Source organism: Streptococcus sp. k-402 (assembly GCF_013277515.1).
Lineage (GTDB): Bacteria > Bacillota > Bacilli > Lactobacillales > Streptococcaceae > Streptococcus.
Genome location: NZ_VMNB01000013.1, coordinates 63,811 through 88,610, shown reverse-complemented (window position 1 = coordinate 88,610; position 24,800 = coordinate 63,811). Strand labels below are relative to the sequence as shown.

Genomic DNA, 24,800 nt, shown 5'->3' with positions numbered 1-24,800 from the left:
GTACCAATAAGGAGAATTATGGTCAACTATCCACATAAACTTTCATCACAAAAAAGACAAACATCTCTTTCTCAACCCAAAAATTTCGCAAATCGAGGAATGTCTTTTGAAAAGATGATCAATGCTACCAACGACTACTATTTGTCTCAGGGCTTGGCTGTTATACACAAGAAACCAACCCCTATTCAAATTGTACGAGTGGACTATCCACAGCGAAGTCGTGCCAAGATTGTTGAGGCCTATTTTCGACAAGCTTCAACGACGGACTATTCTGGCGTTTATAATGGATATTACATCGACTTTGAAGCCAAGGAAACAAAACAAAAACGTGCGATTCCGATGAAAAATTTTCATCCACATCAAATTCAGCATATGGAACAAGTCCTTGCCCAACAAGGAATCTGCTTTGTCCTTCTTCACTTTTCTTCTCAGCAAGAAACCTACTTATTGCCGGCATTCGATTTGATTCGCTTCTACCATCAAGATAAGGGACAAAAATCAATGCCACTTGGATATATTCGAGAATATGGATATGAAATCAAGGCTGGTGCCTTCCCTCAAATTCCCTATCTCAATGTTATCAAAGAACATTTATTAGGTGGTAAAACAAGATGAACAAACAAACTATCCTGCGAATAGCTAAGTATGTGAGTATCTGCTTCTTAACTTTATTTATCACAGCAGTTATGCTGGGAGGAGGCATATTTCTCTATTACGTCAGTAAAGCCCCAGCCCTATCTGAGAGCAAATTAGTCGCAACCACGTCTAGTAAGATTTTCGATAGTAAAAACGAACTGATTGCCGATCTGGGCTCTGAACGCCGAGTAAACGCTCAGGCCAACGAAATTCCTACTGATTTGGTCAAGGCTATCGTATCAATCGAAGACCATCGTTTTTTCGATCATCGCGGTGTCGATACCATCCGAATTATAGGAGCTTTTTTACGTAACTTACAAAACAACTCTCTCCAGGGAGGATCAACCCTTACCCAACAATTAATTAAGTTGACCTATTTCTCAACTTCCACTTCTGATCAGACCATTTCACGTAAAGCCCAGGAAGCTTGGTTGGCTATTCAATTAGAACAAAAAACCACAAAACAAGAAATTCTGACCTACTACGTGAATAAAGTTTACATGTCTAACGGAAACTATGGAATGCAGACGGCTGCCCAAAACTATTACGGCAAAGATTTGAGAGAACTATCACTACCTCAACTTGCCCTACTAGCAGGAATGCCACAGGCTCCGAATCAATACGATCCCTATTCTCATCCAGAAGCTGCCCTTGACCGTCGTAACTTGGTACTTTCAGAGATGAAAGGTCAGGGCTACATTTCTGCCGAACAGTATGAGAAGGCTATCAATACTCCTATTACTGATGGACTCCAAAGTTTGAAATCAGTCAATAGCTACCCAGCATATATGGACAATTATCTCAAAGAGGTTATCGACCAAGTAGAACAAGAAACTGGCTATAACCTTCTAACTACTGGGATGGATGTTTACACAAATGTAGACCAAGAGGCTCAAAAACGTCTGTGGGATATCTACAACTCCGATCAATACGTCTCTTACCCTGACGATGATTTGCAAGTCGCATCTACGGTCGTAGATGTTTCAAATGGTAAAGTCATCGCCCAACTTGGAGCTCGGCACCAAGCAAGTAACGTTTCATTTGGTACCAACCAAGCTGTGGAAACCAATCGTGACTGGGGTTCAACAATGAAACCAATCACCGATTATGCACCTGCTATAGAATACGGTGTTTATGATTCTACTGCAACTATGGTTAATGATATTCCTTATAACTATCCAGGAACAAGCACACCTGTCTACAACTGGGATCGAGCATATTTTGGTAATATTACTCTGCAATATGCCCTTCAACAATCTCGTAACGTACCTGCCGTTGAAACACTAAACAAGGTTGGTTTAGATAGAGCCAAAAACTTCCTAAATGGTTTAGGAATTGACTATCCAAGTATTCACTACTCAAATGCTATTTCAAGTAATACTACAGAATCTAGTAAACAGTACGGGGCAAGTAGTGAAAAAATGGCTACCGCCTATGCCGCATTCGCAAATGGTGGTATTTACCACAAACCAATGTACATCAATAAAGTTGTCTTCAGTGATGGTAGTGAAAAAGAATTTTCTGATGCCGGTACTCGGGCTATGAAAGAAACTACTGCCTATATGATGACCGAAATGATGAAAACTGTCTTAGTATACGGAATCGGACGTGGAGCCTACCTACCTTGGCTTCCACAAGCAGGTAAAACAGGTACTTCTAACTATACTGACGAAGAAATTGAAAAGTATATCAAGAACACTGGTTACGTAGCTCCAGATGAAATGTTTGTAGGGTATACCCGCAAATATGCAATGGCTGTTTGGACAGGATACTCAAATCGTCTAACTCCAATCATCGGAGATGGTTTCCTTGTTGCTGGTAAAGTCTATCGTTCAATGATAACTTACCTTTCTGAAGATGACCAACCTGGAGATTGGACAATGCCAGATGGCTTGTATAGAAATGGAGAATTCGTCTTCCAGAACAACGCAAAGAACACATGGAATAATTCAGTAACACAACAAACACAAACAGTAGAAACTCCAAGCACAACAGCTGAAAGTTCAACTACACAGGCAAGTACGACGGTTGGTCAACAACCCAATAATGCTCCAGCAACTGATCCTAGCCAAGGACAAGCTGGTCAAGCTGTTCAACCGACACAACCAGTACAACCAACGCCACAAAATCCACAAGTTCAACAACCACAACAGTGAGATGAAAGAAAATCCTGAGAATAAAAACTCAGGATTTTTTCTACAAAAAAATTAGCTTCATCATCTTTGAAAGTGAAGAGAGGTTTCAACTCATTTTCGATAAACCAAAAGAAGTTAGCAAATAACTAACTTCTTTTTATCTTATTTCACATGTTTGGCAAGTTCTTCTTGCGCTTTTTTATTGGATTCTGCTTTTTCTTTCATCCATTTTTCTTGAGCTTTTTGATATTCATCTGCAGTAACTGCCTTGTCTTGAAGTTCAAGGTATTTATACAAGACTGGGTCACTTGTACCTTTATTTCCTGACAATGCAAATGGTATTGTAAATGGTACCATCTTAGACAAGATTGGACGACCAGTTTTAGAAGTTGTTGGGATGATCAAGGCACTATCTGTCAACCAAGCTTGGGCTGCAGCGTATTTATCATATCGTTTAGCAACATCTATAGTCTCATCACCAGCCTCAGTAACCAATTTTTCGTAGTCATATAGACCTACTTTTTTAGCAGCTACATTATCTTCCCCTGAGTCAAATCCTAAATATGTTTTAGTGCTTTCTCCTACAGATGGTTTGATAATATCAAGGTAGGTTGATGGATCGGCAAAGTCTGGACCCCAACCGACATTATCTGATAAATCCCAGTCTTCGCCAGCAGCATTTTCGGCAAATAGAGTTACATTAAGCAATTCATCTTTTTGCAATTGTTGGATATCAATAATGACATTATCAGTTCCTAAAGTTGCTTCCAAGGATTGTTTCATAGATTGGACACGTTGAACTTTTGTAGTTGCTGTCTGGTCAACTGGCATATCCAAATGAATTGGGAAAGTCACACCTTCTGCTTGTAAAGCTGATTTAGCTTTAGCAAATTCAGCCTTGGCTTTTTCTGGATTGTAAAGACCATCTTGTGAATCGGCTAGATTAACATCCTTCCACTCATCCCCATAAGTTACTAATTTTTCTTTGACTATATCGCCAAAGTTTTTACCGTCTGCTTGAACAAATGTTGGTGGTACAAAGAGATTACGCAAGATTTTGCTTGCACCAGTTTCTCCATTCAGCTGAGAGGCATAGGCTGTACGGTCAAATCCGAAAGCAATAGCCTGACGGAAATCCTTGTTTAAGAGAGCCTTTTTAGTTGAAGTCTTTTGTTCTTCGCTAGTCTTAGATGTGTGCTTATAAGATTGACGATCAATATTTGTTCCCACTAGATAAGTCGTAGAGTCTTGTTGCGTATAGACGATATTGTCTTTCATACTCTTCTCAAGCTCTGCGAAACTTGCACTTGTTGGATAAAGACGAGCTGCTGTAAGGCTACCATCTTTAAAGTTTTCTGCTGGTTTGCTGGTATCTTGCCCATCCCAGAATGACAATTTAACTTTGTCAATATGCACATTGTCCTTATCCCAGTAGTTCGGATTCTTCGCAAATTCAACAGAGGATTTAGTCACAATGGATTTCAACAAATAAGGACCGTTATACAAGAGACTACTTGGATCCGTAGCTTTGGCAAAATCATCCCCTTTTGAATTCAAAAACTCTTCATTGACTGGCGCAAGCACACCCATGGTTGTTTTTGAGTTCCAAAAAGTTTCAGGTTTGTTCAAGGTGTATTGGATTGTTTGGTCGTCAAGGGCTTTAATCCCGACTTGAGCGAAGTCTGTGATTTCACCTTTGGCATAGGCATCCAGACCTTTGATTGAATCCTGTACCAAGTAAAGGGCTTCTGCTTTCTTATCTGTTGCATATTTAAGTCCTGTTACAAAGTCCTGAGCCTTAACAGGAGCGTACTCTTCTCCCTCAGATGTATACCACTTGGCATCCTGACGAATCTTATAAGTATAAGTCAAGCCATCCTTAGAGACTGACCAGTCTTCTGCCAATGAAGGAACAAGGTTCCCGTATTTATCATTTTCAAGTAGTCCATCAATCACATTACTAGTAATCTCAGAAGTTGCTGCCTTACCAGTTGTCAAATAGTTGAGATTATCTGGATGTGTCTCGTAGGTAAAGGCAAAGGTCTTTTCACCTTGAGCGCCTGAACCCCCAGAACAAGCAGCTAAAACACCAGCTGCTAATAAGGTTACTCCCGCAAGAGCCAATACTTTTCTTGTTTTCATAGTATTCTCCTTTGTTTTTTTATTCATTATAGACTCTTTTTCAAGTCCTGTCAATAGAATTTTCTGAATTTTAAGAGTTATTTGTTATATTTGATATATTCTGAAAAATAAAATTGTTCATTTATGCTAAAAAAGCCAACATAGGTTCTCTTCTGATAAGCAGAAAAGAATCTTGTTGACCTTACTTCTAAAAATCTTAAGTAGCAAAGATTCTAAAATAACGGAATCCTTGCATTATTGTCCCAACTCTTCCTCGACCACTTCCAAAGCCCGCTCAATAACAACATGCATATCATAGTATTTATAGTCAGCCAAACGACCACAGAAAATGACTTTATCATTCTGTGCTGCTTCTTCTTGATATTTAGCAAACAGGGCATTGTTTCTCTCATCATTGATTGGATAATAAGGCTCATCTCCACGTTTCCAATCAGCTGGGTATTCACGAGTAATAACCGTTTTCTCCTGTGTACTATACTCAAAATGTTTATGCTCAATAATGCGAGTATAAGGAATTTCTCGTTCTGTATAGTTGACAACAGCATTTCCTTGATAGTTTTCTTCATCAAGAACTTCATGCTCAAAACGAAGACTACGGTATTCTAACTCACCATGTTTATAATCGAAGTATTGGTCAATCATTCCTGTAAAGACAACCTTTTCAGCAGAAACTTCTAATTCCTCACGATTGGCAAAAAAGTCAAGGCCAAGTTCTACTTCAACATCCTTGAGCATATTTTCGATGATAACGTTGTAACCACCAATTGGAATACCCTGGTAACGGTCATTGAAGTAGTTATTATCAAAGGTTAAACGAACTGGTAGACGTTTGATGATAAAGGGTGGAAGGTCAGTCGCAGAACGTCCCCATTGCTTTTCAGTATATCCTTTAATCAACTTTTCATAAATATCTGGACCGATTAACTTGATAGCCTGTTCTTCCAAGTTTTTAGGTTCAACAGCCTTCATATGTGCCGTTTGCTCAGCAATCTTATCTTTGACCTCTTGAGGAGTTTTTGTACCCCACATAGCATAGAAAGTATTCATATTGAAAGGTAGATTATAAAGGCTACCCTTGTAATTAGCTACAGGCGAGTTGATGTAGTTGTTAAATTCAGCAAATTGATTCACATAATCCCAAACTTTTTTATTAGAAGTATGGAAGATATGAGCACCGTATTTATGAACATTAACCCCTTCTACATTCTCACAGTAGATATTCCCACCAATGTGGTCACGTTTATCAATAACTTTTACTTTTTTTCCACGCTTGGTTGCTTCATAAGCAAAAATTGCTCCCGACAAACCAGCACCAACGATTAGATAGTCGTACATAGTCTCTCCCTTATCATTTATCTTTGCATCTCCTTAACTATAGTAAAAGAGAGAATCTTATACTCTTCGAAAATCTCTTCAAACCACGTCAGCGTCCATCTGCAACCTCCAAACAGTATTTTGAGCTGACTTCATCAGTTCTATCTACCAGCTCAAAGCTGTACTTTGAGCTAACTTCCCAGTCTCTCTTTGATTTTTATTGAGTATTCGTTTCAATCTATTTTAGCACAAAACAAATCATTTCTCAGTTTTCAATAGCCGAGTGATTTAAAAAGACAAGCACCAAAACTGATGTTTGTCTTTATGATTTTGCTTGAAAAGGCTATTTCTAACTATTTAACATGTTTTTCTGCTTCTTTTTGGGCTTTTTCGATTGCTTTTTTGCTTTCTTGCTCCCATTTGGTCTTAGCTTCCTCAAACTGTTTAGTCGTCACAGTGTCTTTTTGCAGTTTCATGTACTTGTAGTTATTGCCATCACCCTTGATACCAACCAATGAATAGCCTCTTGTAAATGGCGTCACTTTGGTTACAGATGCTGTGCCACCACTTGACATAGCTGACATAATCAGAGAGTTGTCAATCATCCAAGCCTGTGCTTCAGCATATTTTTCATAGCGTTTGGCTACATCTTTGTTTTCACTATCTGCATCTTTGAGCATCTTAGTATAGGTGTCCAGACCTAGGCTAGTGATTTTTTCCTTATCTTCCTTGGCATCTAGTCCAAAAATCTTGAGGTAGAAGCCATCCTCTGCATTGAAAGGATTGAGATAAGTTGATGGATCCTGATAGTCACCTACCCAACCATCAAAGTTCAAATCGTAGTCACGATCAGCTGCTGTTGGCGCTAAGAAGGCTACGTTATTAAAATCATCTGTTGAAAGTTGCTGAACATCAATGACAATGTTATCAGCACCTAAAACTGACTCAAGGGTCTGCTTAACTGAGTTCATGCCTGTCACGGCATTTTTACTTGTCTGATCAACCGCCACATCCAAGTGAATTGGGAAGGTCACACCTTGACTTGCCAATTCTTTTTTAGCTTCTGCAAATTTTGCTTGGGCTTTTTCTTTGTTAAAATAGGCATCCTGAGCATCTGCCAAGTTAATACCTGACCATTCTGTACCATAGTTGACCAATTTAGAAGCGACTACTTCTCCAAAGGTCTTGTCTCCAACTTGGACAAACGTAGGAGGCACCAAGGTGTTCCGAAGTGTCTTGCTAGCCGCCTCTTCCCCATTTGACTGGGCAGAATAGGCTGTGCGGTCCAAGGCAAAGTTCACTGCTTGGCGGAAGTTTTTGTTCAAGACAGCTGTCTCAGTTGACTTCTTCTGCTCATCTGTCGTTTTAGCAGTGTGATTGTAGGCCTTACGGTTGACGTTGAAATTGAAATACCAAGAGGTCTTGTCCTGCAAACTATAGACGATATTATTCTTATATTTCTCCTTGGTCTTGGCGAAGTTAGAACTATTTGGATAAACCCCAGCGATTGAATAAGCTCCACTTTCAAAGTTACGGATGGTCAATTCTTGGTCTGAACCATCAAAGTAAGCCAATTTCACATGTTCAATCGATACTTTGTCATGATCGTAGTAATGAGGATTTTTCACATACTCGATCGATGATTTTGATGTGAAGTCTTTTAACAAATAAGGTCCGCTGTAGAGAATGCTATCTGGAGATAGGGTCCCAAAATCTTTCCCTTTTGAATTTAGAAACTCTTCGTTTACCGGGAAAAGAATACTGTTGGTTGTTTTTGAGTTCCAGTAAGGTTCTGGGCGTACCAAAGTATACTCAACAGTCTGGTCGTCGATTGCCTTCACCCCAACCTTAGAAAAGTCATAATCCGCTCCTGTAATATAATCATTCAAGCCCTTGATCGAGTTTTGAATCAAGTCAATGGCCTGTGATTTATTATCCACTGCATACTTGATACCTGTCACAAAATCTTGTGCCTTAACTGGGGCGTACTCTTCACCGTCAGCCGTGAACCATTTGGCATCTTTTCTCAATTTGTAGGTATAAGTCAGACCGTCTTTCGAAACAGACCAGTCTTCTGCCAAAGATGGAACTAGGTTTCCGTGATTGTCATTTTCAAGCAAACCATCAACTAGGTTGGTAATGATGGCTGTATTATCAGCGTAGTAGTCTAACAAGTAGTTAAATGTAGTTGGATTTCCACTAAAGGTTGATGAGTAAGTTTTTGTATCTGAACCTGATTGTCCGCAAGCAGCTAAAAGCAAAGCAGCTGCAAAAGTCAGTCCTGCACTAAGGATACGCTTTTTTGTAGTCATCTTCTTTCTCCTTTATGTTAGTTTTTATAACATATATTTATTTTACCAAAATAGTGGGAATTTGTAAAGTTAATTGAATTTTGAGAATGAAAGTTTATAAACCTTGGTTATAAAAAAACAAAGGATTTCTGCCTTTCATACAGTCCTCCCTTGTTTTTATGCGTTTTATCATTTAAATATCAATGAATTAACTGATAACCTAACGAAAGCAAAATTCTCATTCACATTATTTTATGTGCTTTTCTAAATCCTTTTGATACTGAGCATTCGATTCCAGTTTTTCCTTTTGCCACTTTTTGAAGGCCGCATCATACTCTTTAGTTGTCACAATATCATTTTGAAGTTCCATTCCTTTAAAAATAAATGGATCCCCCTTAATACCGACCTGTGAATAAGCTTTTGTAAATGGAACAGTACGACTAACCATAGGAGAGCCCCCTGAAGAAGCAACTGGAATAAGAAGTGAACTATCAGTAACCCAAGCCTGTGCTTTGGCATACTTTTCGTATCGTTTATCAAGATTACTTGTCTCAGAAGCCGCATCATCCAAGAGCTTCTTGTATTCATCCAAGCCAACTTTCGCCACAACTTCAGGATCCTTGCCCTTTGTTATACCTAGATGTTTCAAGGCAGAACCCTTCTTAGCATCTAAAATATTGAGATAGGTTGCTGGATCTTGGTAATCTGGTCCCCAACCTGTTCCGTTCAAATCATAATCTTTTTGGGTTGGAACTTTAGCTTGAGAAGTAATACTTTCCTTCTCATTATCTGTCATTTGAAGAACATCTATAATGACATTCTCCGTTCCAAGCGTTTCTTCAATTGATTGTTTTAGCGAATTGGTTTGTTGAACCGCAACTACATCAGTTTGCTCAACAGGCACATCCAAATGAATCGGGAAACTTACTCCCTTAGCTTGCAATTCTGACTTCGCTTTTTCAAATGCAGATTTAGCCTTTGTTGGATTGTAAATTGTATCCTTACCATCTGTGAGAGTCACATCTTTCCACTGTTCTCCATATTTCAGTAGTTCATCCTGAGCCAACTGTCCGAAGGTCTTCCCAGCTACTTGAACGTAATTATCTGGCACTAGACTATTACGAATAATCTTATCCGCACCCTCTTCACCGTTTAATTGAGCTGTATAGGCGTGGCGATTGAAGGCAAAATTAAGAGCCTGACGGAAGTTCTTATTGAGAAGAGCTTCTTTTGTTGATGTTTTTTGTGACTCATCTGTTTTAGCTGTTTTATTGTAAGACTGGCGGTTTACGTTCACAGTGAGGTAGTAGCTTGTTGCCTCTTGTGGACTATAGACAATCTTATCTCCGTACTCTTTCTTAGTTGACTCAAAGTTTGAGCTTGCTGGAAAAAGACGTGCAGTGGTATAGGCACCTTGTGTAAAGCTACGAATTAAGGATTCTTGATCTGAACCATCATAGAATGTTAATTTCACATTATCAATCTTGACATTTTCCTTATCCCAATAGTTAGGATTTTTTTCATATTCAATCACAGATTTAGAAATCAAAGATTTCAAAAAATATGGGCCATTGTAAAGAATACTTGATGGAGTTGGCGCTCCGTAATCCTTGCCTGTTGCATTCAAAAATTCTTCATTTACAGGAAGCATGGTTGCTGTGGTTACTTTAGAGTTCCAAAAACTTTCCGGGTTATTAAGGGTATATTCTACCGTATAATCATCAAGAGCCTTCACACCTACAGTTGAGAAGTCGTTTGTCTCACCACTAACATAAGCCTCCAATCCTTTGATGGATTTCTCAACCAAAGAAAGACCATCGGATTTTCCGTCTGCTGCATGTTTCAGACCTGTAACAAAATCCTGAGCCTTAACTTCTGCATACTCCTCTCCTTCAGAAGTATACCACTTCACACCTTTACGTAATTTGTAAGTATAAGTCAAGCCATCTTTAGAAACTGACCAATCCTCTGCTAGAGAAGGAATGAGATTCCCATATTTATCATTCTCTAAAAGACCGTCGACGACATTACCTATTACGTCAGAAGTTGAACTTTTACTTGTAAGGCTATAATCCAAGGATGATGGATCAACTGCATAAACATAAGAGAATGTTTTGGGAGCATCTGCATTCTTTTCACTTTTCCCACAAGCTGTTAAAAGGATGGCTGTGCTCAAGGTCACTCCTGCTCCTAAGAGCCACTTTTTCGATTGCATAAATAATCTCCTTTAAAATAGTATTTTCACTATTATACCCTATTTTTTTTATAAATGCAAGACTTCTTGTAGAATTTGTTAGAAAATTCTAACAAATGTTTTTATAAGAGTTTTTTATACAACTTTTAGCAAAAAGAGGCTGGGAAAAAAGTCTTTAAAACAAAAAACGCATAATATCCGGTCAGTACAATGAAAACCTTGGTACTATGCGTTTTATTGTGGGAAGATTTACTTCATTTTCTCCTGAAGTCGAGTTTTTGCCCAATCTCTCTCATTTTAGTCAGTCAATTCCACACAGAAAGCATCCCATGGAGTCAAGATTTGTTTTTCAAAAACTTCTTGAGCCACGGTGTTTTCAATCAAGACAGATTTGACGCTTCCTTCTACTACCAAGTCTTGTTCTTCATTGGACAAGTTAGCCACAACTAGGAAACGACGGTCACCATCTTTACGGATATAGGCAAAGACCTTGTCAGCTGTTTCAAGCAATTCAAAGTCAGCTCGAATTAGCCAGCTATTCTCCTTGCGAATTTGGACCAGTTTCTGATAGGTATAGAAAATAGAATCTGGATTTGCCAGCGCTTCTTGAACGTTGATTTCTTGATGGTTTGGATTCACTGCCAACCAAGGTTGACCTGTTGAGAAACCAGCGTTTTTGCTCTCGTCCCATTGCATAGGGGTACGGGCATTGTCACGTCCAATAACACGGATACTGTCCATGATTTCTTCAATCGGAACACCTTTTTCAAGAGCTTCACGCGCATAGTTAAGGGATTCAATATCTTCTACTTGGTCCAGTGTTTCAAAGGGATAGTTGGTCATCCCAATTTCCTCACCTTGGTAGATATAAGGAGTCCCTCTCATGAGATGAAGCAAGATTGCAAAGGCTTTGGCAGATTTTTCGCGGTATTCTTGGTCATTTCCCCAGATTGAGACGATGCGAGGAAGGTCATGGTTGTTCCAGAAGAGGGAATTCCAACCGTCCTCAACTCCTAACTCTGTCTGCCATTTGTTGAAAATCTCTTTTAACTTAGCAATATTCAGCTCTTTTTGATAGTGCCATTTAGGTTGCCCTTCCTGATACTGAAGACCGATATGTTCAAACTGGAAGACCATAGACAATTCTTGCCCCTTTGGATCAGAGTAGAGCTTGGCAATTTCTGGCGTTGCCCCCCAGGTCTCCCCTACCGTCAAGAGATTCTTATCTCCAAAGGTCGCTTGATTCATCTCCTTGAGATAAGGATGGAGCATAGGACCATTATTAACCACCTTCTCGTCAGGAATTTTCCCAATCATATCAATAACATCCATTCGGAAACCACCAATCCCTTTATCAATCCAAAAGTTCATCATCTCATAGATTTTCTGGCGAAGTTTTTCATTTTCCCAGTTGAGATCAGGCTGTTTCTTGCTGAAAAAGTGGAGATAGTACTGACCCGACTTTTCATCGTATTCCCAAGCAGATCCGCTAAAGATAGAATCCAAATCATTGGGTTTATCCCGCCAGATATAGTAGTCACGCTCAGGGCTATCAGGATTTTCACATGCCTCGACAAACCAAGCATGTTCATCTGAGGTATGATTGACCACCAAGTCCATGATGATACGGATATCACGCTTCTTAGCTTCCGCAATCAGTTGGTCCATATCCTCCATGGTCCCAAAAATAGCCGCAATCGCTTGATAATCAGCAATATCATAGCCATTATCATCCATGGGGCTGTCATAAACAGGAGAAAGCCAAATCGCTGTAATTCCTAACTTAGCTAGATAGTCTAACTTACTGGTAATACCTGGCAAATCGCCAATTCCATCTCCGTTGCTATCCACAAAGCTCTTAGGATAGACTTGATAGACTACGGCATTGTGCCACCATTTTTCTTGCATCTTCTTACCTCATTATTTTAATAATCTGTAATCTATGATAGCGCTTTTTAAAATTTTATGCAAGCGTTTGCCTAATCTTTTTGATTCCTTTTTTAACTCCATAGTTTCCTAACTTCCAATTTTTTATTATAATAGAGGTCAGAGGTAAAAAAATGAAAAAACAAGCTTTTAGTTCTGAACAATATTTGAATCTACAGCGCGACCACATTTTGGAGCGCATTAACCAATTTGACGGCAAGCTCTACTTGGAGTTTGGTGGTAAAATGTTAGAAGATTTCCACGCTGCTCGTGTCCTTCCTGGTTATGAGCCTGACAATAAAATCAAGCTCTTACAAGAATTGAAAGAGCAGGTTGAGGTAGTGATTGCTATTAATGCTAGCAACATCGAACATTCTAAAGCACGTGGTGACTTGGGCATTTCTTATGACCAAGAAGTTCTTCGTTTGATTGACAAATTCAATGAATTAGGGATTTTTGTTGGTTCCGTTGTCATCACACAGTACGCTGGCCAACCAGCTGCAGATGCCTTCCGAAATCAACTTGAAAAAAACGGAATTGATTCTTATCTTCATTATCCAATCAAAGGATATCCGACAGATATGGATCACATCATTTCACCAGAAGGTATGGGGAAAAACGACTACATCAAAACCAGTCGCAACTTGATTGTCGTAACCGCTCCTGGACCTGGTTCTGGAAAATTGGCAACCTGTATGTCCAATATGTACCACGACCAAATCAATGGCATCAAGTCTGGCTACGCTAAATTTGAAACCTTCCCTGTTTGGAATCTCCCCCTTCATCACCCAGTCAACTTGGCCTACGAGGCTGCTACAGCAGACCTTGATGATGTCAACATGATTGACCCCTTCCATCTCCAAACTTACGGAGAAACCACTGTCAACTACAACCGTGATATTGAAATTTTCCCAGTTCTCAAACGCATGTTGGAACGCATTCTAGGAGAGTCTCCATACGCTTCTCCAACAGACATGGGTGTCAACATGGTTGGTTTCGCTATTACAGATAATGAGGCTGCTATCGAAGCCTCTAAACAAGAAATCATCCGTCGTTACTATCAGACTGTTCTTGATTTCAAAGCCGAAAAAGTGGGCGAATCTGCTGTCAAGAAAATTGAGTTGCTTATGAATGACCTCGGTATCACACCAGCAGACCGTAAGGTTGCTGTTACTGCACGTCAAAAAGCAGAAGAAACTGGTGGACCAGCCCTAGCCCTTGAATTGCCAACTGGGGAAATTGTCACTGGTAAGAACTCAGAACTCTTTGGCCCTACAGCAGCTGCTCTTATCAACGCCATCAAGAAATCAGCTGACATCGCTAAAGAAGTAAAACTAATCGAACCTGAAGTTGTTAAGCCAATCCAAGGTCTTAAAATCGATCATCTCGGTAGCCGCAATCCACGCCTGCATTCAAATGAAATCCTGATTGCACTTGCTATCACAGCTACAGAAAATCCTGATGCCGCTCGTGCTATGGAAGAACTTGGCAACCTCAAAGGAAGTGAAGCCCACTCAACCATCATCTTGACAGATGAAGACAAGAATGTCCTTCGTAAACTAGGTATCAACGTAACCTTTGACCCTTACTACCAATACGACCGCTTGTATCGTAAATAAAGATTTCAACCTCTCCACTCTCGGAGAGGTTTTCTCTCTGCCTCAGGAGTCAGCTTTATGTTATAATGAAAGAAGAAAACTGAAAGGATTTACCATGTCAAAAGAAGTTATTGTTGAAAGTTTTGAACTTGACCACACCATTGTTAAAGCACCCTATGTTCGCTTGATTGGGGAAGAAACAGGGCCAAAGGGAGACATCATCTCCAATTACGATATTCGTTTAGTACAACCAAACGAAGACTCTATCCCTACTGCTGGCCTTCACACTATCGAGCACCTCTTGGCCAAACTCATCCGTACTCGCATTGACGGCATGATTGACTGTTCACCATTTGGTTGCCGCACAGGCTTCCATATGATTATGTGGGGGCGCCACACCAGTGCTGAAATCGCGGCCGTCATCAAGGATTCGCTCAAGGAAATCGCTGAGACTACTACTTGGGAAGACGTCCCTGGAACAACCATCGAATCTTGCGGAAACTATAAGGACCACAGCCTCTTCTCTGCTAAAGAATGGGCGAAACTCATCTTGGAACAAGGAATTTCAGATGATGCCTTTGAGCGTCATGTGATTTAAATGTAAAAGGAACCAGTTTTTTCAGCTGGCTCCTTCTTTTTATTCTCAAAATCTTGGCTTATACTCAATGAAAATCAAAAAGCAAACTAGGAAGCTAGCCACAGACAGTACTTGAGTACGGCAAGGCGAAGCTGACGTGGTTTGAATTTGATTTTCGAAGAGTATTAGGCTTTTTCACGAATGACTAAAATGCCATCTTCCATATCTGCTTCCAGGTGTTTGGCATCTAGGTGATCCAAATGGAAGTCTGTCACCTTATCACGAATTTCTTGTTCAACCACGCGACGGAGAGGTCGAACCCCCATGACTTCATCATAGCCTTCTTCTGTAATATAGTCCTTAGCCGCTTGACTGACTACCAAATCAATGTCTTTCTTAGCCAAGGTTTGGTTGACTTCGGCCAACATCAAGTCCACAATCTTAGAAAGATCTTCCTTAGTCAAGTGTGAGAACTCGATAACTGCGTTAAAGCGGTTAAGGAATTCTGGACGGAAGAAGGGTTTCAAACGATCCATCAATTCTGGTTTGTCCGCATCTTCTGTCAAGTTGGCTTCATAGCCAAATCCAGCATTTGAGGTCGCAATAATGACAGTATTTTTGAAGTTTACTGTGTTTCCTTGACCATCTGTCAAACGACCATCATCTAGAACTTGGAGGAGAAGGGTAATGACTTGAGGATCAGCCTTTTCAATTTCATCCAAGAGAATGATAGAGTATGGATTGCGGCGAACACGTTCTGTTAAGGTATTGCTATTGTCATCATAGCCCACATAACCTGCTGTGGTACCAATTAGCTTAGAAACAGCTGTGCGGTCACTGTATTCAGACATATCCAAACGAATGATTGCGTCCTTGGTTCCAAACATATCTAGCGCCAATTGCTTAGCAAGTTCTGTCTTACCAACCCCAGTTGGACCTACAAAGAGGAAGCTACCGATTGGGCGATTACCTTCATCAAAACCAGCACGGTTACGACGGATGGCACGGGCTACAGCTTCAACTGCCTTATCTTGACCGATTACCTTATCTTGCAGACGATGAGCCATATCTTTCAAACGTTCGATGTCTGACGCTCCCATTTGTGACACTGGAATACCGGTCATTCGTTCTACAGATTCAGCCACATCGTTGATACTTGCAGTTACCTTCATATCTTCTGTATGGTTTTCGATTTTCTTTTCCAATTCTGCGATGCGTGTTTTATAGTTTAGAGCTGCTTCAAAATCTTCTGACTCAACAGCTTTTTCTTGCTTGTCTTTTTCTACCTCAATTTCACGTTCAACAGCATGCACATCTGTTACAGGATGCTGAGCTGCCAAGTGAGCCGCCGTAACATCGACAAGGTCGATAGCCTTATCTGGCAAGCTACGTTGAGGAATATATTGAACAGAGTAATCAACGGCAGCTTTTAAGACTTCGTCTGGCAAGATGACATTGTGGTGTTGTTGATAGAGATCACGAATTCCTTGAAGGATTTTATATGTATCCTCTGCTGAAGGAGCATTGACCTTGACTTCGTTGAAACGACGAGCAAGAGCTGCATTCTTCAAGATAGTGTTACGGTATTCATCTTGAGTCGTTGCCCCAATCACTGTCAATTCTCCACGAGAGAGAGCTGGCTTAAGAATGTCTGCAAGCCCTTTAGAACCACTGTCTCCACCAGTGCTACCTGCACCGAGGATTTGGTGAATTTCATCAAAGAAGAGGATAATATTTCCTGCTTCTTTCACTTCATTGACTAGGTTTTGAACATTTTCTTCAAAGCTACCACGGTATTGAGTACCAGCCTCCAGACCTGAGATATCAATGGAAATAATTTCCTTATTCTTGATAGCGGCTGGGACATCTCCGTTCACAATCGCTTGTGCTAGACCTTCGACAACCGCTGTCTTACCAACACCTGCATCTCCGACTAGAACAGGATTGTTCTTGGTACGGCGTGAAAGAATTTCAGATGTTTCTTGAATTTCCTTGTTTCGTCCGATAACAGGATCCAACTTGCCCTCACGCGCTTCTGCAGTCAAGTTTCGACCCAGTTTAGCAAGGACACCGTCTTGTTTCATACCTGATGTATGTTGTGGCATTTGTCCATCAGTTTCTGCATTTCCTGGTAATTGACCAGTCGCACGATAGTGAGCAAATTCCTCAGGTGTCACTTCACGTCCATTAATCAAGTAACGGCGATTTTCAGAACTGTATCCTCGCATACCACCCATCAATTGGTTAAATAAATCATCCATGTTGTTAAAATTATTAAAGTTGTTATTCATATTCTTTACCTCTTTTTGTTTTTCTAAGTTATTATTACTGATATTGACTATCTTTGACCTTTGTTTTAAAAAATTTAGACTAGCTAAATCGCTACTCTACGTACTATTTCTGGTTTTTCTTTTTCAAGCAGGAGTAGACTATCTTTACTTCTGAAGATTTCTAGATTAAACATAGACCCACCTCTTTCTATTTTACTTTAAATAATACTCTTCAAAAATCTCTTCAAACCACGTCAGCTCTATCTGCAGCCTCAAAATAGTATTTTTAACAAGCTGCGGCTAGCTTCCTAGTTTGTTCTTTGATTTTCATTAAGCATAAGTGTTCACGTAAGGCTTTCATTTACCTTACGTTCATAATATACTACATTAGTCAGAAAAGGTCAAGAGATTTGACTTTAATTGACCAATATTTTTTAGAATGCAAAAACACCCTGAAACATCAGGGTGCCATTCTTACATCAAATACAAAATTGCTAGTGTCAAGAGACTTGCTAGAAGTCCCACTCCCCAAAAGAAGAAGTCAACCTTCCACTCGCTCCAAGGATTTCCTTTACCAGACAATCCCCCAAGCTCAAAATGGTGATGGACAGGCGTCATACGGAAAATACGTTTACCACCTGTCAGTTTGAAATAACTGACTTGCATCATGACCGAAGTTGTTTCAAAAACATACACAATTCCGATAATCAAGAGAGTCCATTCTTGGTGGAGAGCCATAGAAATCGCGGCCAGCATTCCACCGAGAGCCAAACTTCCCACATCTCCCATAAAGACTTTAGCAGGCTTATGGTTAAAGACGAAGAAACCGAGCAAACCACCAATCATGGCTAGAATCACCAGAAGAATATCCATCTGACCTTGCACATAGGCAATAACTCCATAGGCAGACAAGCTAATCACAACGGAAATACTAGCTAGACCGTCAATACCGTCTGTCAAGTTGACCGCGTTTGAAAAACCGACTAGCCAGAAAAGGGCGAAAAGAATATAGAAAATCCCTAGATGCACTTGGTAACCAAAGACTGAAAGCATATCGCCCCCACGCTCATAGAAAAGATAGAAGATAACTCCACCTAGAAGCTGAAGAGCCAATTTCTGCTTGGGATTTAGCCCCTCATTGATTTTGCGAAAAACCTTGAGAAAGTCATCTAAAAATCCAACCAAGCCATACAAGACCAAGATAAACAAAATCATTCCCACATTATTGCTGAATTGGCTACTAAATAGGGCGAAAAAGAAAGCAACCAAAACAGAAGTAATTAAGAAAACCAAACCTCCCATTGTAGGAGTCCCAGCTTTTGCCTGATGCTGTTTGACATCCTCATGCATCTGCTGGCCTGTAATTTGCGCCTTTCTATAAAATTGGATAAAGGCTGGAATTCCTACTAAAGTTAGTAAAAATGTCACAATTCCAGCACTGATAGAAATAAACATATTAGTCTCCTAAAGTTAATGTAATTTTTTTAATGTCCTTGATAGCTGTATTAGCACGAACATCCTGCTTCTGCACAGTAGAGCCCGAACCTTCAAATACAAGTTCTATATTTAACCACTTAGAAAAAGCTTCTGCGGTTGCTTTTGTCCAACCATACATGTCTGGAACTTCCTCTGCTTTATCAGATAAGATCAGGACTTGCTGATTCGGGGCAAGATTCTTCCCTTCTTCAGCAGAACTGTTTTTAATCTTCGTTCCTGTTCCCACAACAATAGGTTGTACAAGATTGCGACGCAATTCTTCTGCTAAATCACCAGGTGAAATATCCTTGATGCTAGGCATTGCATAAGAAGATTCTGTCGTAACTTTATCTAAATTTTTGGCTGGAGATTGAAGATTGAGAGATTCTTTCATAGCTGAAGCCCGCTCCAAGATTGGGGTGGCAAATTCTCCCAACTGGATACCTGAATAATGCTCAGGCTGTTGAACCGTTACATACAAGATAAAATCAGGATTTTCAGCAGGATTCATAGTCACAGCTGAGAAAATATAATTGGTAGAACCAACCAAGTATCCTCCATTTTTCTCATCAGCGATTTGAGCCGTACCGGATTTAACTGCTACATTTTGTCCAGGAACTGTTATAATTGGCTTTCCTGTGTAGTGATTATACATAGTTCCATATAGAGGGTCCGTCCCAACTAAGATCATGTGATTTCGAGTTGTGCTTGCTGCCTCTTTGGAAACAGGATTTCCTACTATTTCTTTTTGTGACTTACGTACAGACTGATTGTTAGTATCATAAATAGCACTTATAAATTTTGGCTCCAGCATAACTCCATCATTAGCAATAGCTGTAAAGGCACGAAGCATTTGTGTTTGTGTCACTGAAATTCCTTGCCCAAATGAGCTTTGAGCAATACTAACAATATTATCAGCTGGAAGTTGACCAGCGTATTCATCTGTCAAGCCAAAGCGAGTTGGAACCCCAAATTTAAAGCGTTTTAGATAATCCAACCAAGTAGCATCTCCCATTTTTTGTTCAAGTAGACTCATTCCAACATTACTGGAGTGAGCGAAACCTTGTAAGAAAGTCATCATCCCACCAGTAGTCAAACCCTCATTAACATCCCAATCTCGAGTCGTCGCATCCGCTATTTTGAATTCACTGCTATTGAAGTATTCTCCACTTGGGAAGGTATTATTATCAATAGAAGAAGCTAACGTCATAACCTTCATGGCTGATCCTGGTTCATAGTTACTTTGATAAAGAATATCACGCCAAACAAAGTCCTCAGTGATTCCTTCTTTAGTATCTGCATTAAAGGTAGGTCGTTGGGTGGTAGCGAGGATTTCACCGGTCTTTGCACTGACCAAGGTCGCGGTCATATACTTACCTTTTACTTTTTCTAGAAAGGCATCCATCTGAGTTTCCATGAAAGATTGTAGCGGACTAGACAATGTTGTATAAACATCCTTGCCATCCACAGTTTGTTGCGATACCAGTTCTGTACCTGGTACGATATTTCCTACACGGTCTTTTTCATAGGTAATAATACCGTCTGTCCCAGCAAGAATGGTATTTAAAGAACTCTCCAAACCAGAAGTCCCTAACAAACTCTTACTACCATCCTCATTTTCATGAAGTTGGGCTAAGCCAATAAAGCTAGAAGCAAATTGTCCATTTGGATAGCTTCTGTTAGGGCTAGTTGTAAAGTCAATTCCTTCAACACTAGCGTCTTTCAAATCCTTTTTAATAGCCATCATATTGGCATAGGTAATCCCATTTCCTTTGGCACCAAAAGAAACTTGCTTGAGATTAGGTTGCGAGAGTTGCTCTCTTACATAGGATTCTTCCATGTCCAGATACTTATGAAAGACCTCTGCAACCTTGTTAAATTGTGTTTTTTCTACGTAGAGAATCTTACCCGTTGCTGACTTATAGTTCTCATCAATGACCGCATAGACATTATAAGATGTCGCATCCTCAGCAATCGGGACTCCATTTCGGTCATAAATAGTCCCACGTTTGGCAGGAACTGTACGGGTGGTTTGATGAACCTTCTTAGCTTCCTTCGCTAAATCTGTTCCAAAGCGAGTGCCCGTCCCAATAATGACCGCAAAATTGACTAAAAAAACGGCAAAAACAAAGACAGATAATAAACTCAGACTTTTTCCAACTCTGCGTCTGTTTTCAGCCGGCGATTTCCGATTTTTCGTCGCATAACGGATTACTCTTTTTGTCCACTTCATATCTTACTCCGCTATTCGAATATTTTCATTGTTTAATTGCAAATCGTGTGAATTGGCAATTTCTTTCAAACGTTCTGCACGTAATAGTTCATTGACCTCTTGCTTGGCATCGTCCAATTCGGTCTTCTTTTCCTCTATCTGCGCATTGATTTTTGTCAAATCATTCTGCACTTGCAAGAGCTTGGTCTGCATAAAAATAATACTAATGGCTACAATAAGAGTGGTTACAGCAATGGAAAAGTAAAAAGCTTTTTCCACACGCGAAAACCGTTTAAGTTGCATCTGTAGTATTTGACCTGTTTTTTCCATTCTTTCTGCCATCTTTTTCCCTCTTACTTGTGAATTTTTCTGGCCACGCGCAACTTGGCTGAGTGCGAGCGGTTATTGGCTTCTAATTCTTCTGCACTTGGCAAGATTGGCTTACGGGACACCAATTCCATCTTGGGCTTGAGATCATCTGGGATGAAGGGTAAGCCTTTTGGAACTTCAACCGTTGAAGCTTCCTTGAACAATTGCTTGGTCAAGCGGTCTTCTAAGGAATGAAAGGTAATCACTGAAATTCTACCATCCAGAGCCAACATATCCATAGCCTGCTGGATGGACTCATCTGCCGCTCCCAGTTCATCATTGACTTCAATTCGAATAGCCTGGAAAATCTGCTTAGCAGGATGGCCCTTCTTCTTGAGTTCCTTGGCAGGTTTGGCAGACTTGATAATCTCAGCTAACTCAGTCGTTGTCTCGATTGGCTTGACTTCACGTACTTGTTCAATCTTACGCGCAATCTGTTTAGAGAATTTATCCTCACCATACTTGAAGAAAATACGAACCAAGTCATGATAGTCATAGTGGTTTACCACTTCATAGGCTGTCAGACTAGCATCCTGATTCATGCGCATGTCCAGTGGCGCATCCTTTTTATAAGAAAAACCACGCTCACGCTGGTCCAGCTGAGGACTAGACACTCCCAAGTCATAACAAATTCCATCAATTTCCTGAACACCAGCTTCGAGCAAACGTGCCTGTAAATGACGGAAATTATCCTTGATAAAGGTTACCATCCCCTTTTCGATATAAGGTGCCAAACGTTCTTGCGCATTGTCAATGGCATTCTGGTCCTGGTCAAAGGCATAGAGATGACCTTTTTCACTTAATTTACTTAATAAATATTCGCTATGGCCCGCTCCACCCAAAGTCGCATCAACGTAGATACCGTCAGGCTTTACGTCGAGCATATCAATCGTCTCGTAGAGTAAGACCGTTACATGATGAAATTCTTTTGTCATATCTTATCTATTTTACCACAAATCCGACCAGCTTGCACTAGTCAGACAAATAGACCAAAAACAAGTAAGATTTCTTTAAGAAATATGTCAAATATGCTTGACATTCACTCTATAGAAGAATATAATATAGTCAAATATATACGACACAAATCAGAAAGGAGAACAGATGAATCGTGTGAAAGAATTTCGCAAGGAACTGGGCATTTCCCAGCTCGAACTCGCCAAGGATATCGGTGTCTCAAGACAGACTATCAATATGATTGAAAACGACAAGTACAATCCAACCCTGGAACTCTGTCTCAATCTCGCCCGCAGCCTCCAAACTGACCTCAACAGTCTCTTTTGGGAGGAAGATTTTTAAAAAAGGAGCAAACTCATGAAAAAAGAAACCTTCACGGAAAAACTGATCAAACGCATTTATGGCATTTCAGGACCACTTGATGAACACAAACGACGCGAGGCTGATCGTATCGGCAATCAAGTCTTTATCATCCTCTTTTATCTGATGACATTTGGAAATCTCATCCCCTTTGTCCTCGCTTATAAATACCCGCAAATTGTCGCTATCGGCTATCCTATTGTGGTATTCGGCATTTCGATGATTTCTGCTCTCTATGTGCTCTCCCAAACCAAAAAAACAGGGATTACAGCTATTGATCCAGATATGCTGAGTGAGAAAGAAAGCAAGCAACTACACTACCCAGGTCTTAAAGTAGGGATAGTCTATGGATTGATGAGTTTTTTTGTAACCCCTCTTCTCCATATACTGCTAGGTGAGAGTCAGGACTATCTTCAGTCTCTTCTCACTTTTAAAAATATTTTTTCAAGTATTCTCCAATCTTTCTTCTTCGGAGTGGTTATACAAATTATCATCTCCCGTCGCATTGCAAAAGCTAAGAAAGATCAAGATGAGGATTAGGAGGAAACTCATGAAAAAAGAAAAGAAACAGTTACGTTATCCTGGTCTGAAAGCAGGTTCGATTTATGGAACAGTGATATTTTTTATAATTCCACTCATTGATACCCTAACAAGTGAAAATCCAAATTTTATCAGTTCTCTTCTAAATACAAAACATATTTTTAAAACTATACTGGGAGCTTTCTTTTTCGGAGTGATGATACATATTGTCGACTCACTTCGTATTGCAAGAGCTAAAAAAGACCAGGATTAGGAGGTCCCCTATGAAATCATTACTAACTTTACTGACCTATCATCTTTTGTTCAGTTCTCTGCTCATCTTCATCATCATTTCAGGGAACTTGCCAATCGACGAGACATTCCTCGTGCTAGTCTTTATTCTAGCACTTAACAAAGTACTGACTTATCTAAAGATTGACTCCCCAAAAACGCGCACACTTAACTTAGCACTATACTTTATGATTCTATCTTTTCCACAACTGATGCTCGTCTCAGGCAATTGGAATTATTATTTACTGCTGACTATCGCTAGCCTTTCTTCTATCATTTATCTTTATTATCTCTATCAATTCGTAAAAGAAAATCAGTAAAACCGCTCATTTAGGAGGTTACTAACATGAAAAAAGAAGACTTAACCACTCGCCTACTCCGAAATCTCTTTCATATCCAAGGCCCTTTTGATGAATGCCGACAAGAAATTATCTACAAGGCTTGTGCTCGTTCTATGGTTCAAATCGTTTATTCTTCCTTCTTCCTCTTCTTATTTTATCTGTTATTTGGACGTTTCATAGAAACCGTTCGCTATGCTATGCCCTACGTTTACTCTGGACTCATTTTTTTCATTACCTTAAAAACTCAAAGAGTCGTCAAAGAACTCCATCTGGAAAAAGATGACAAGTCAGAAATCATCCTCAAAACCTACAGCAAAGCCCAAATCAAATTCCGAAGTTGGATTGTGTTTATCGGTCTTCAGATTGGCCTCTTTACCTTACTCATCTTTCATAAAGTCTTCGTTCAGCAGATGTCCCTTTCAGATTTTGTGAAGTTGCTCATGCAATTTGATAAAAGTGGTCCTTTCCTAATGTACGGCCTGATTATCGGTAGCATTTTTGGAACCCTGACCTACGGCTTTCTATCCCTACAGGAGGAAAAAACTCCTAAAAATACCAAACAGAAGGAGAAAAGCAAGCAATGACTTCACTATACGATTTTTCAGTCTTGAACCAAGACAAGCAAGAAACTCCACTAGATGCCTATCGTGGGAAAGTTCTCTTGGTTGTCAACACTGCTACCGGATGTGGTTTAACGCCCCAGTACCAAGGACTTCAAGAACTCTATGATCGCTATCAAGAACAAGGTTTTGAGATTTTAGACTTCCCTTGCAATCAGTTTATGGGACAAGCACCAGGTAGCCCAGAGGAAATCAACGCCTTCTGTAGCCTACATTATCAGACCAGCTTCCCACGTTTTGCCAAGATAAAGGTCAACGGTAAGGAAGCAGATCCTCTCTATGTTTGGTTGAAAGAACAAAAATCTGGCTCACTGGGAAAACGAGTTGAATGGAATTTCGCTAAGTTTCTCATCGGTCGTGATGGGCAAGTCTTTGAACGCTTCTCTTCAAAAACAGACCCAAAACAAATTGAAGAGGCGATACAAACTCTACTATAATTCACAATCTCACTATGATTAGGTTTCCTTTAGCCTAATGAATAGTGAGATTTTTTGATTAGCTTTGACTTATACTCTTCGAAAATCTCTTCAAACCGCGTCAACGTCGCTTTGCCATATGTATGGTTACTGACTTCG

20 protein-coding genes are annotated in these 24,800 nt (G+C 40.0%); 10 read left to right on the top strand and 10 right to left on the bottom strand.

The window, feature by feature from the left end; translation table 11 throughout:
* Positions 1-18 precede the first annotated feature (18 nt).
* Together recU and pbp1a are read left to right on the top strand one after the other, a co-directional pair.
* A complete protein-coding gene (gene recU / locus HT724_RS09115; RefSeq protein WP_000248777.1) occupies positions 19-615 on the top strand; it encodes a Holliday junction resolvase RecU in 597 nt (198 codons plus the stop codon).
* Positions 612-2,792, top strand: coding sequence for a penicillin-binding protein PBP1A (pbp1a, locus tag HT724_RS09110; RefSeq protein ID WP_173276332.1), 2,181 nt, complete (start codon positions 612-614; stop codon positions 2,790-2,792). The genes recU and pbp1a overlap by 4 nt, the downstream gene beginning before the upstream one ends.
* 141 nt (positions 2,793-2,933) lie before the next feature.
* Here pbp1a and HT724_RS09105 read toward each other — a convergent pair whose 3' ends face one another.
* The 5 genes from HT724_RS09105 to HT724_RS09085 all read right to left on the bottom strand — a co-directional run bounded on the left by HT724_RS09105 (position 2,934) and on the right by HT724_RS09085 (position 12,620).
* Positions 2,934-4,913 (bottom strand): peptide ABC transporter substrate-binding protein, encoded by a 1,980-nt coding sequence (locus tag HT724_RS09105; protein ID WP_173276331.1) that lies wholly within the window; start codon positions 4,911-4,913, stop codon positions 2,934-2,936.
* A gap of 234 nt (positions 4,914-5,147) precedes the next feature.
* On the bottom strand, positions 5,148-6,248 hold the full coding sequence (glf, locus tag HT724_RS09100) for a UDP-galactopyranose mutase (RefSeq protein ID WP_173276330.1): 1,101 nt from the start codon (positions 6,246-6,248) through the stop codon (positions 5,148-5,150).
* A gap of 332 nt (positions 6,249-6,580) precedes the next feature.
* Positions 6,581-8,539: a peptide ABC transporter substrate-binding protein gene (locus HT724_RS09095; protein WP_173276329.1), complete on the bottom strand. Its 1,959-nt coding sequence runs from the start codon at positions 8,537-8,539 to the stop codon at positions 6,581-6,583.
* Positions 8,540-8,765: 226 nt separating this feature from the next.
* A complete protein-coding gene (locus tag HT724_RS09090) occupies positions 8,766-10,733 on the bottom strand; it encodes a peptide ABC transporter substrate-binding protein (RefSeq protein WP_016399094.1) in 1,968 nt (655 codons plus the stop codon).
* A gap of 276 nt (positions 10,734-11,009) precedes the next feature.
* Positions 11,010-12,620, bottom strand: a complete 1,611-nt coding sequence (locus HT724_RS09085) for an alpha-glucosidase (protein WP_173276328.1) — start codon at positions 12,618-12,620, stop codon at positions 11,010-11,012.
* Between the two features lie 152 nt (positions 12,621-12,772).
* Between HT724_RS09085 and HT724_RS09080 the strand changes: the two genes are divergently transcribed.
* Together HT724_RS09080 and HT724_RS09075 are read left to right on the top strand one after the other, a co-directional pair.
* On the top strand, positions 12,773-14,257 hold the full coding sequence (locus tag HT724_RS09080; RefSeq protein ID WP_173276327.1) for a DUF1846 domain-containing protein: 1,485 nt from the start codon (positions 12,773-12,775) through the stop codon (positions 14,255-14,257).
* A 94-nt stretch (positions 14,258-14,351) separates the two neighbouring features.
* Positions 14,352-14,834, top strand: a complete 483-nt coding sequence (locus tag HT724_RS09075) for an S-ribosylhomocysteine lyase (protein ID WP_000032547.1) — start codon at positions 14,352-14,354, stop codon at positions 14,832-14,834.
* 164 nt (positions 14,835-14,998) lie between these two features.
* Here the strand turns inward: HT724_RS09075 and HT724_RS09070 are convergent, their stop codons facing one another.
* The 5 genes from HT724_RS09070 to rsmH form a co-directional block, all read right to left on the bottom strand.
* On the bottom strand, positions 14,999-17,104 hold the full coding sequence (locus HT724_RS09070; protein WP_173276326.1) for an ATP-dependent Clp protease ATP-binding subunit: 2,106 nt from the start codon (positions 17,102-17,104) through the stop codon (positions 14,999-15,001).
* Between the two features lie 453 nt (positions 17,105-17,557).
* A complete protein-coding gene (gene mraY, locus HT724_RS09065) occupies positions 17,558-18,538 on the bottom strand; it encodes a phospho-N-acetylmuramoyl-pentapeptide-transferase (protein ID WP_061366150.1) in 981 nt (326 codons plus the stop codon).
* A 1-nt stretch (position 18,539) separates the two neighbouring features.
* A complete protein-coding gene (gene pbp2X / locus HT724_RS09060; RefSeq protein WP_173276325.1) occupies positions 18,540-20,792 on the bottom strand; it encodes a penicillin-binding protein PBP2X in 2,253 nt (750 codons plus the stop codon).
* 3 nt (positions 20,793-20,795) lie between these two features.
* Positions 20,796-21,113, bottom strand: a complete 318-nt coding sequence (gene ftsL, locus HT724_RS09055) for a cell division protein FtsL (RefSeq protein ID WP_000840840.1) — start codon at positions 21,111-21,113, stop codon at positions 20,796-20,798.
* An 11-nt stretch (positions 21,114-21,124) separates the two neighbouring features.
* Positions 21,125-22,075, bottom strand: a complete 951-nt coding sequence (gene rsmH / locus HT724_RS09050; RefSeq protein ID WP_173276324.1) for a 16S rRNA (cytosine(1402)-N(4))-methyltransferase RsmH — start codon at positions 22,073-22,075, stop codon at positions 21,125-21,127.
* A 166-nt stretch (positions 22,076-22,241) separates the two neighbouring features.
* Between rsmH and HT724_RS09045 the strand changes: the two genes are divergently transcribed.
* The 6 genes from HT724_RS09045 to HT724_RS09020 are packed head-to-tail and all read left to right on the top strand — an operon-like array spanning position 22,242 to position 24,662.
* The gene (locus tag HT724_RS09045; protein ID WP_001082472.1) at positions 22,242-22,436 is read left to right on the top strand and encodes a helix-turn-helix transcriptional regulator; all 195 of its coding nucleotides are present in this window, start codon (positions 22,242-22,244) and stop codon (positions 22,434-22,436) included.
* A 15-nt stretch (positions 22,437-22,451) separates the two neighbouring features.
* Positions 22,452-22,994, top strand: a complete 543-nt coding sequence (locus HT724_RS09040; protein ID WP_115281727.1) for a DUF3278 domain-containing protein — start codon at positions 22,452-22,454, stop codon at positions 22,992-22,994.
* 10 nt (positions 22,995-23,004) lie between these two features.
* Positions 23,005-23,247: a hypothetical protein gene (locus tag HT724_RS09035; protein ID WP_000711739.1), complete on the top strand. Its 243-nt coding sequence runs from the start codon at positions 23,005-23,007 to the stop codon at positions 23,245-23,247.
* A 10-nt stretch (positions 23,248-23,257) separates the two neighbouring features.
* Complete coding sequence (locus tag HT724_RS09030; protein WP_173276323.1) at positions 23,258-23,584, top strand: hypothetical protein; 327 nt, start codon at positions 23,258-23,260, stop codon at positions 23,582-23,584.
* 26 nt (positions 23,585-23,610) lie between these two features.
* Positions 23,611-24,189, top strand: coding sequence for a DUF3278 domain-containing protein (locus HT724_RS09025; protein WP_173276322.1), 579 nt, complete (start codon positions 23,611-23,613; stop codon positions 24,187-24,189).
* Positions 24,186-24,662, top strand: coding sequence for a glutathione peroxidase (locus tag HT724_RS09020; RefSeq protein WP_173276321.1), 477 nt, complete (start codon positions 24,186-24,188; stop codon positions 24,660-24,662). The genes HT724_RS09025 and HT724_RS09020 overlap by 4 nt, the downstream gene beginning before the upstream one ends.
* Positions 24,663-24,800 lie beyond the last annotated feature (138 nt).

Coding starts and splice junctions, on each gene's coding strand:
- recU (WP_000248777.1), top strand. CDS start 19: ATGGTCAACTATCCACATAAACTTTCATCACAAAAAAGACAAACATCT.
- pbp1a (WP_173276332.1), top strand. CDS start 612: ATGAACAAACAAACTATCCTGCGAATAGCTAAGTATGTGAGTATCTGC.
- HT724_RS09105 (WP_173276331.1), bottom strand. CDS start 4,913: ATGAAAACAAGAAAAGTATTGGCTCTTGCGGGAGTAACCTTATTAGCA.
- glf (WP_173276330.1), bottom strand. CDS start 6,248: ATGTACGACTATCTAATCGTTGGTGCTGGTTTGTCGGGAGCAATTTTT.
- HT724_RS09095 (WP_173276329.1), bottom strand. CDS start 8,539: ATGACTACAAAAAAGCGTATCCTTAGTGCAGGACTGACTTTTGCAGCT.
- HT724_RS09090 (WP_016399094.1), bottom strand. CDS start 10,733: ATGCAATCGAAAAAGTGGCTCTTAGGAGCAGGAGTGACCTTGAGCACA.
- HT724_RS09085 (WP_173276328.1), bottom strand. CDS start 12,620: ATGCAAGAAAAATGGTGGCACAATGCCGTAGTCTATCAAGTCTATCCT.
- HT724_RS09080 (WP_173276327.1), top strand. CDS start 12,773: ATGAAAAAACAAGCTTTTAGTTCTGAACAATATTTGAATCTACAGCGC.
- HT724_RS09075 (WP_000032547.1), top strand. CDS start 14,352: ATGTCAAAAGAAGTTATTGTTGAAAGTTTTGAACTTGACCACACCATT.
- HT724_RS09070 (WP_173276326.1), bottom strand. CDS start 17,104: ATGAATAACAACTTTAATAATTTTAACAACATGGATGATTTATTTAAC.
- mraY (WP_061366150.1), bottom strand. CDS start 18,538: ATGTTTATTTCTATCAGTGCTGGAATTGTGACATTTTTACTAACTTTA.
- pbp2X (WP_173276325.1), bottom strand. CDS start 20,792: ATGAAGTGGACAAAAAGAGTAATCCGTTATGCGACGAAAAATCGGAAA.
- ftsL (WP_000840840.1), bottom strand. CDS start 21,113: ATGGCAGAAAGAATGGAAAAAACAGGTCAAATACTACAGATGCAACTT.
- rsmH (WP_173276324.1), bottom strand. CDS start 22,075: ATGACAAAAGAATTTCATCATGTAACGGTCTTACTCTACGAGACGATT.
- HT724_RS09045 (WP_001082472.1), top strand. CDS start 22,242: ATGAATCGTGTGAAAGAATTTCGCAAGGAACTGGGCATTTCCCAGCTC.
- HT724_RS09040 (WP_115281727.1), top strand. CDS start 22,452: ATGAAAAAAGAAACCTTCACGGAAAAACTGATCAAACGCATTTATGGC.
- HT724_RS09035 (WP_000711739.1), top strand. CDS start 23,005: ATGAAAAAAGAAAAGAAACAGTTACGTTATCCTGGTCTGAAAGCAGGT.
- HT724_RS09030 (WP_173276323.1), top strand. CDS start 23,258: ATGAAATCATTACTAACTTTACTGACCTATCATCTTTTGTTCAGTTCT.
- HT724_RS09025 (WP_173276322.1), top strand. CDS start 23,611: ATGAAAAAAGAAGACTTAACCACTCGCCTACTCCGAAATCTCTTTCAT.
- HT724_RS09020 (WP_173276321.1), top strand. CDS start 24,186: ATGACTTCACTATACGATTTTTCAGTCTTGAACCAAGACAAGCAAGAA.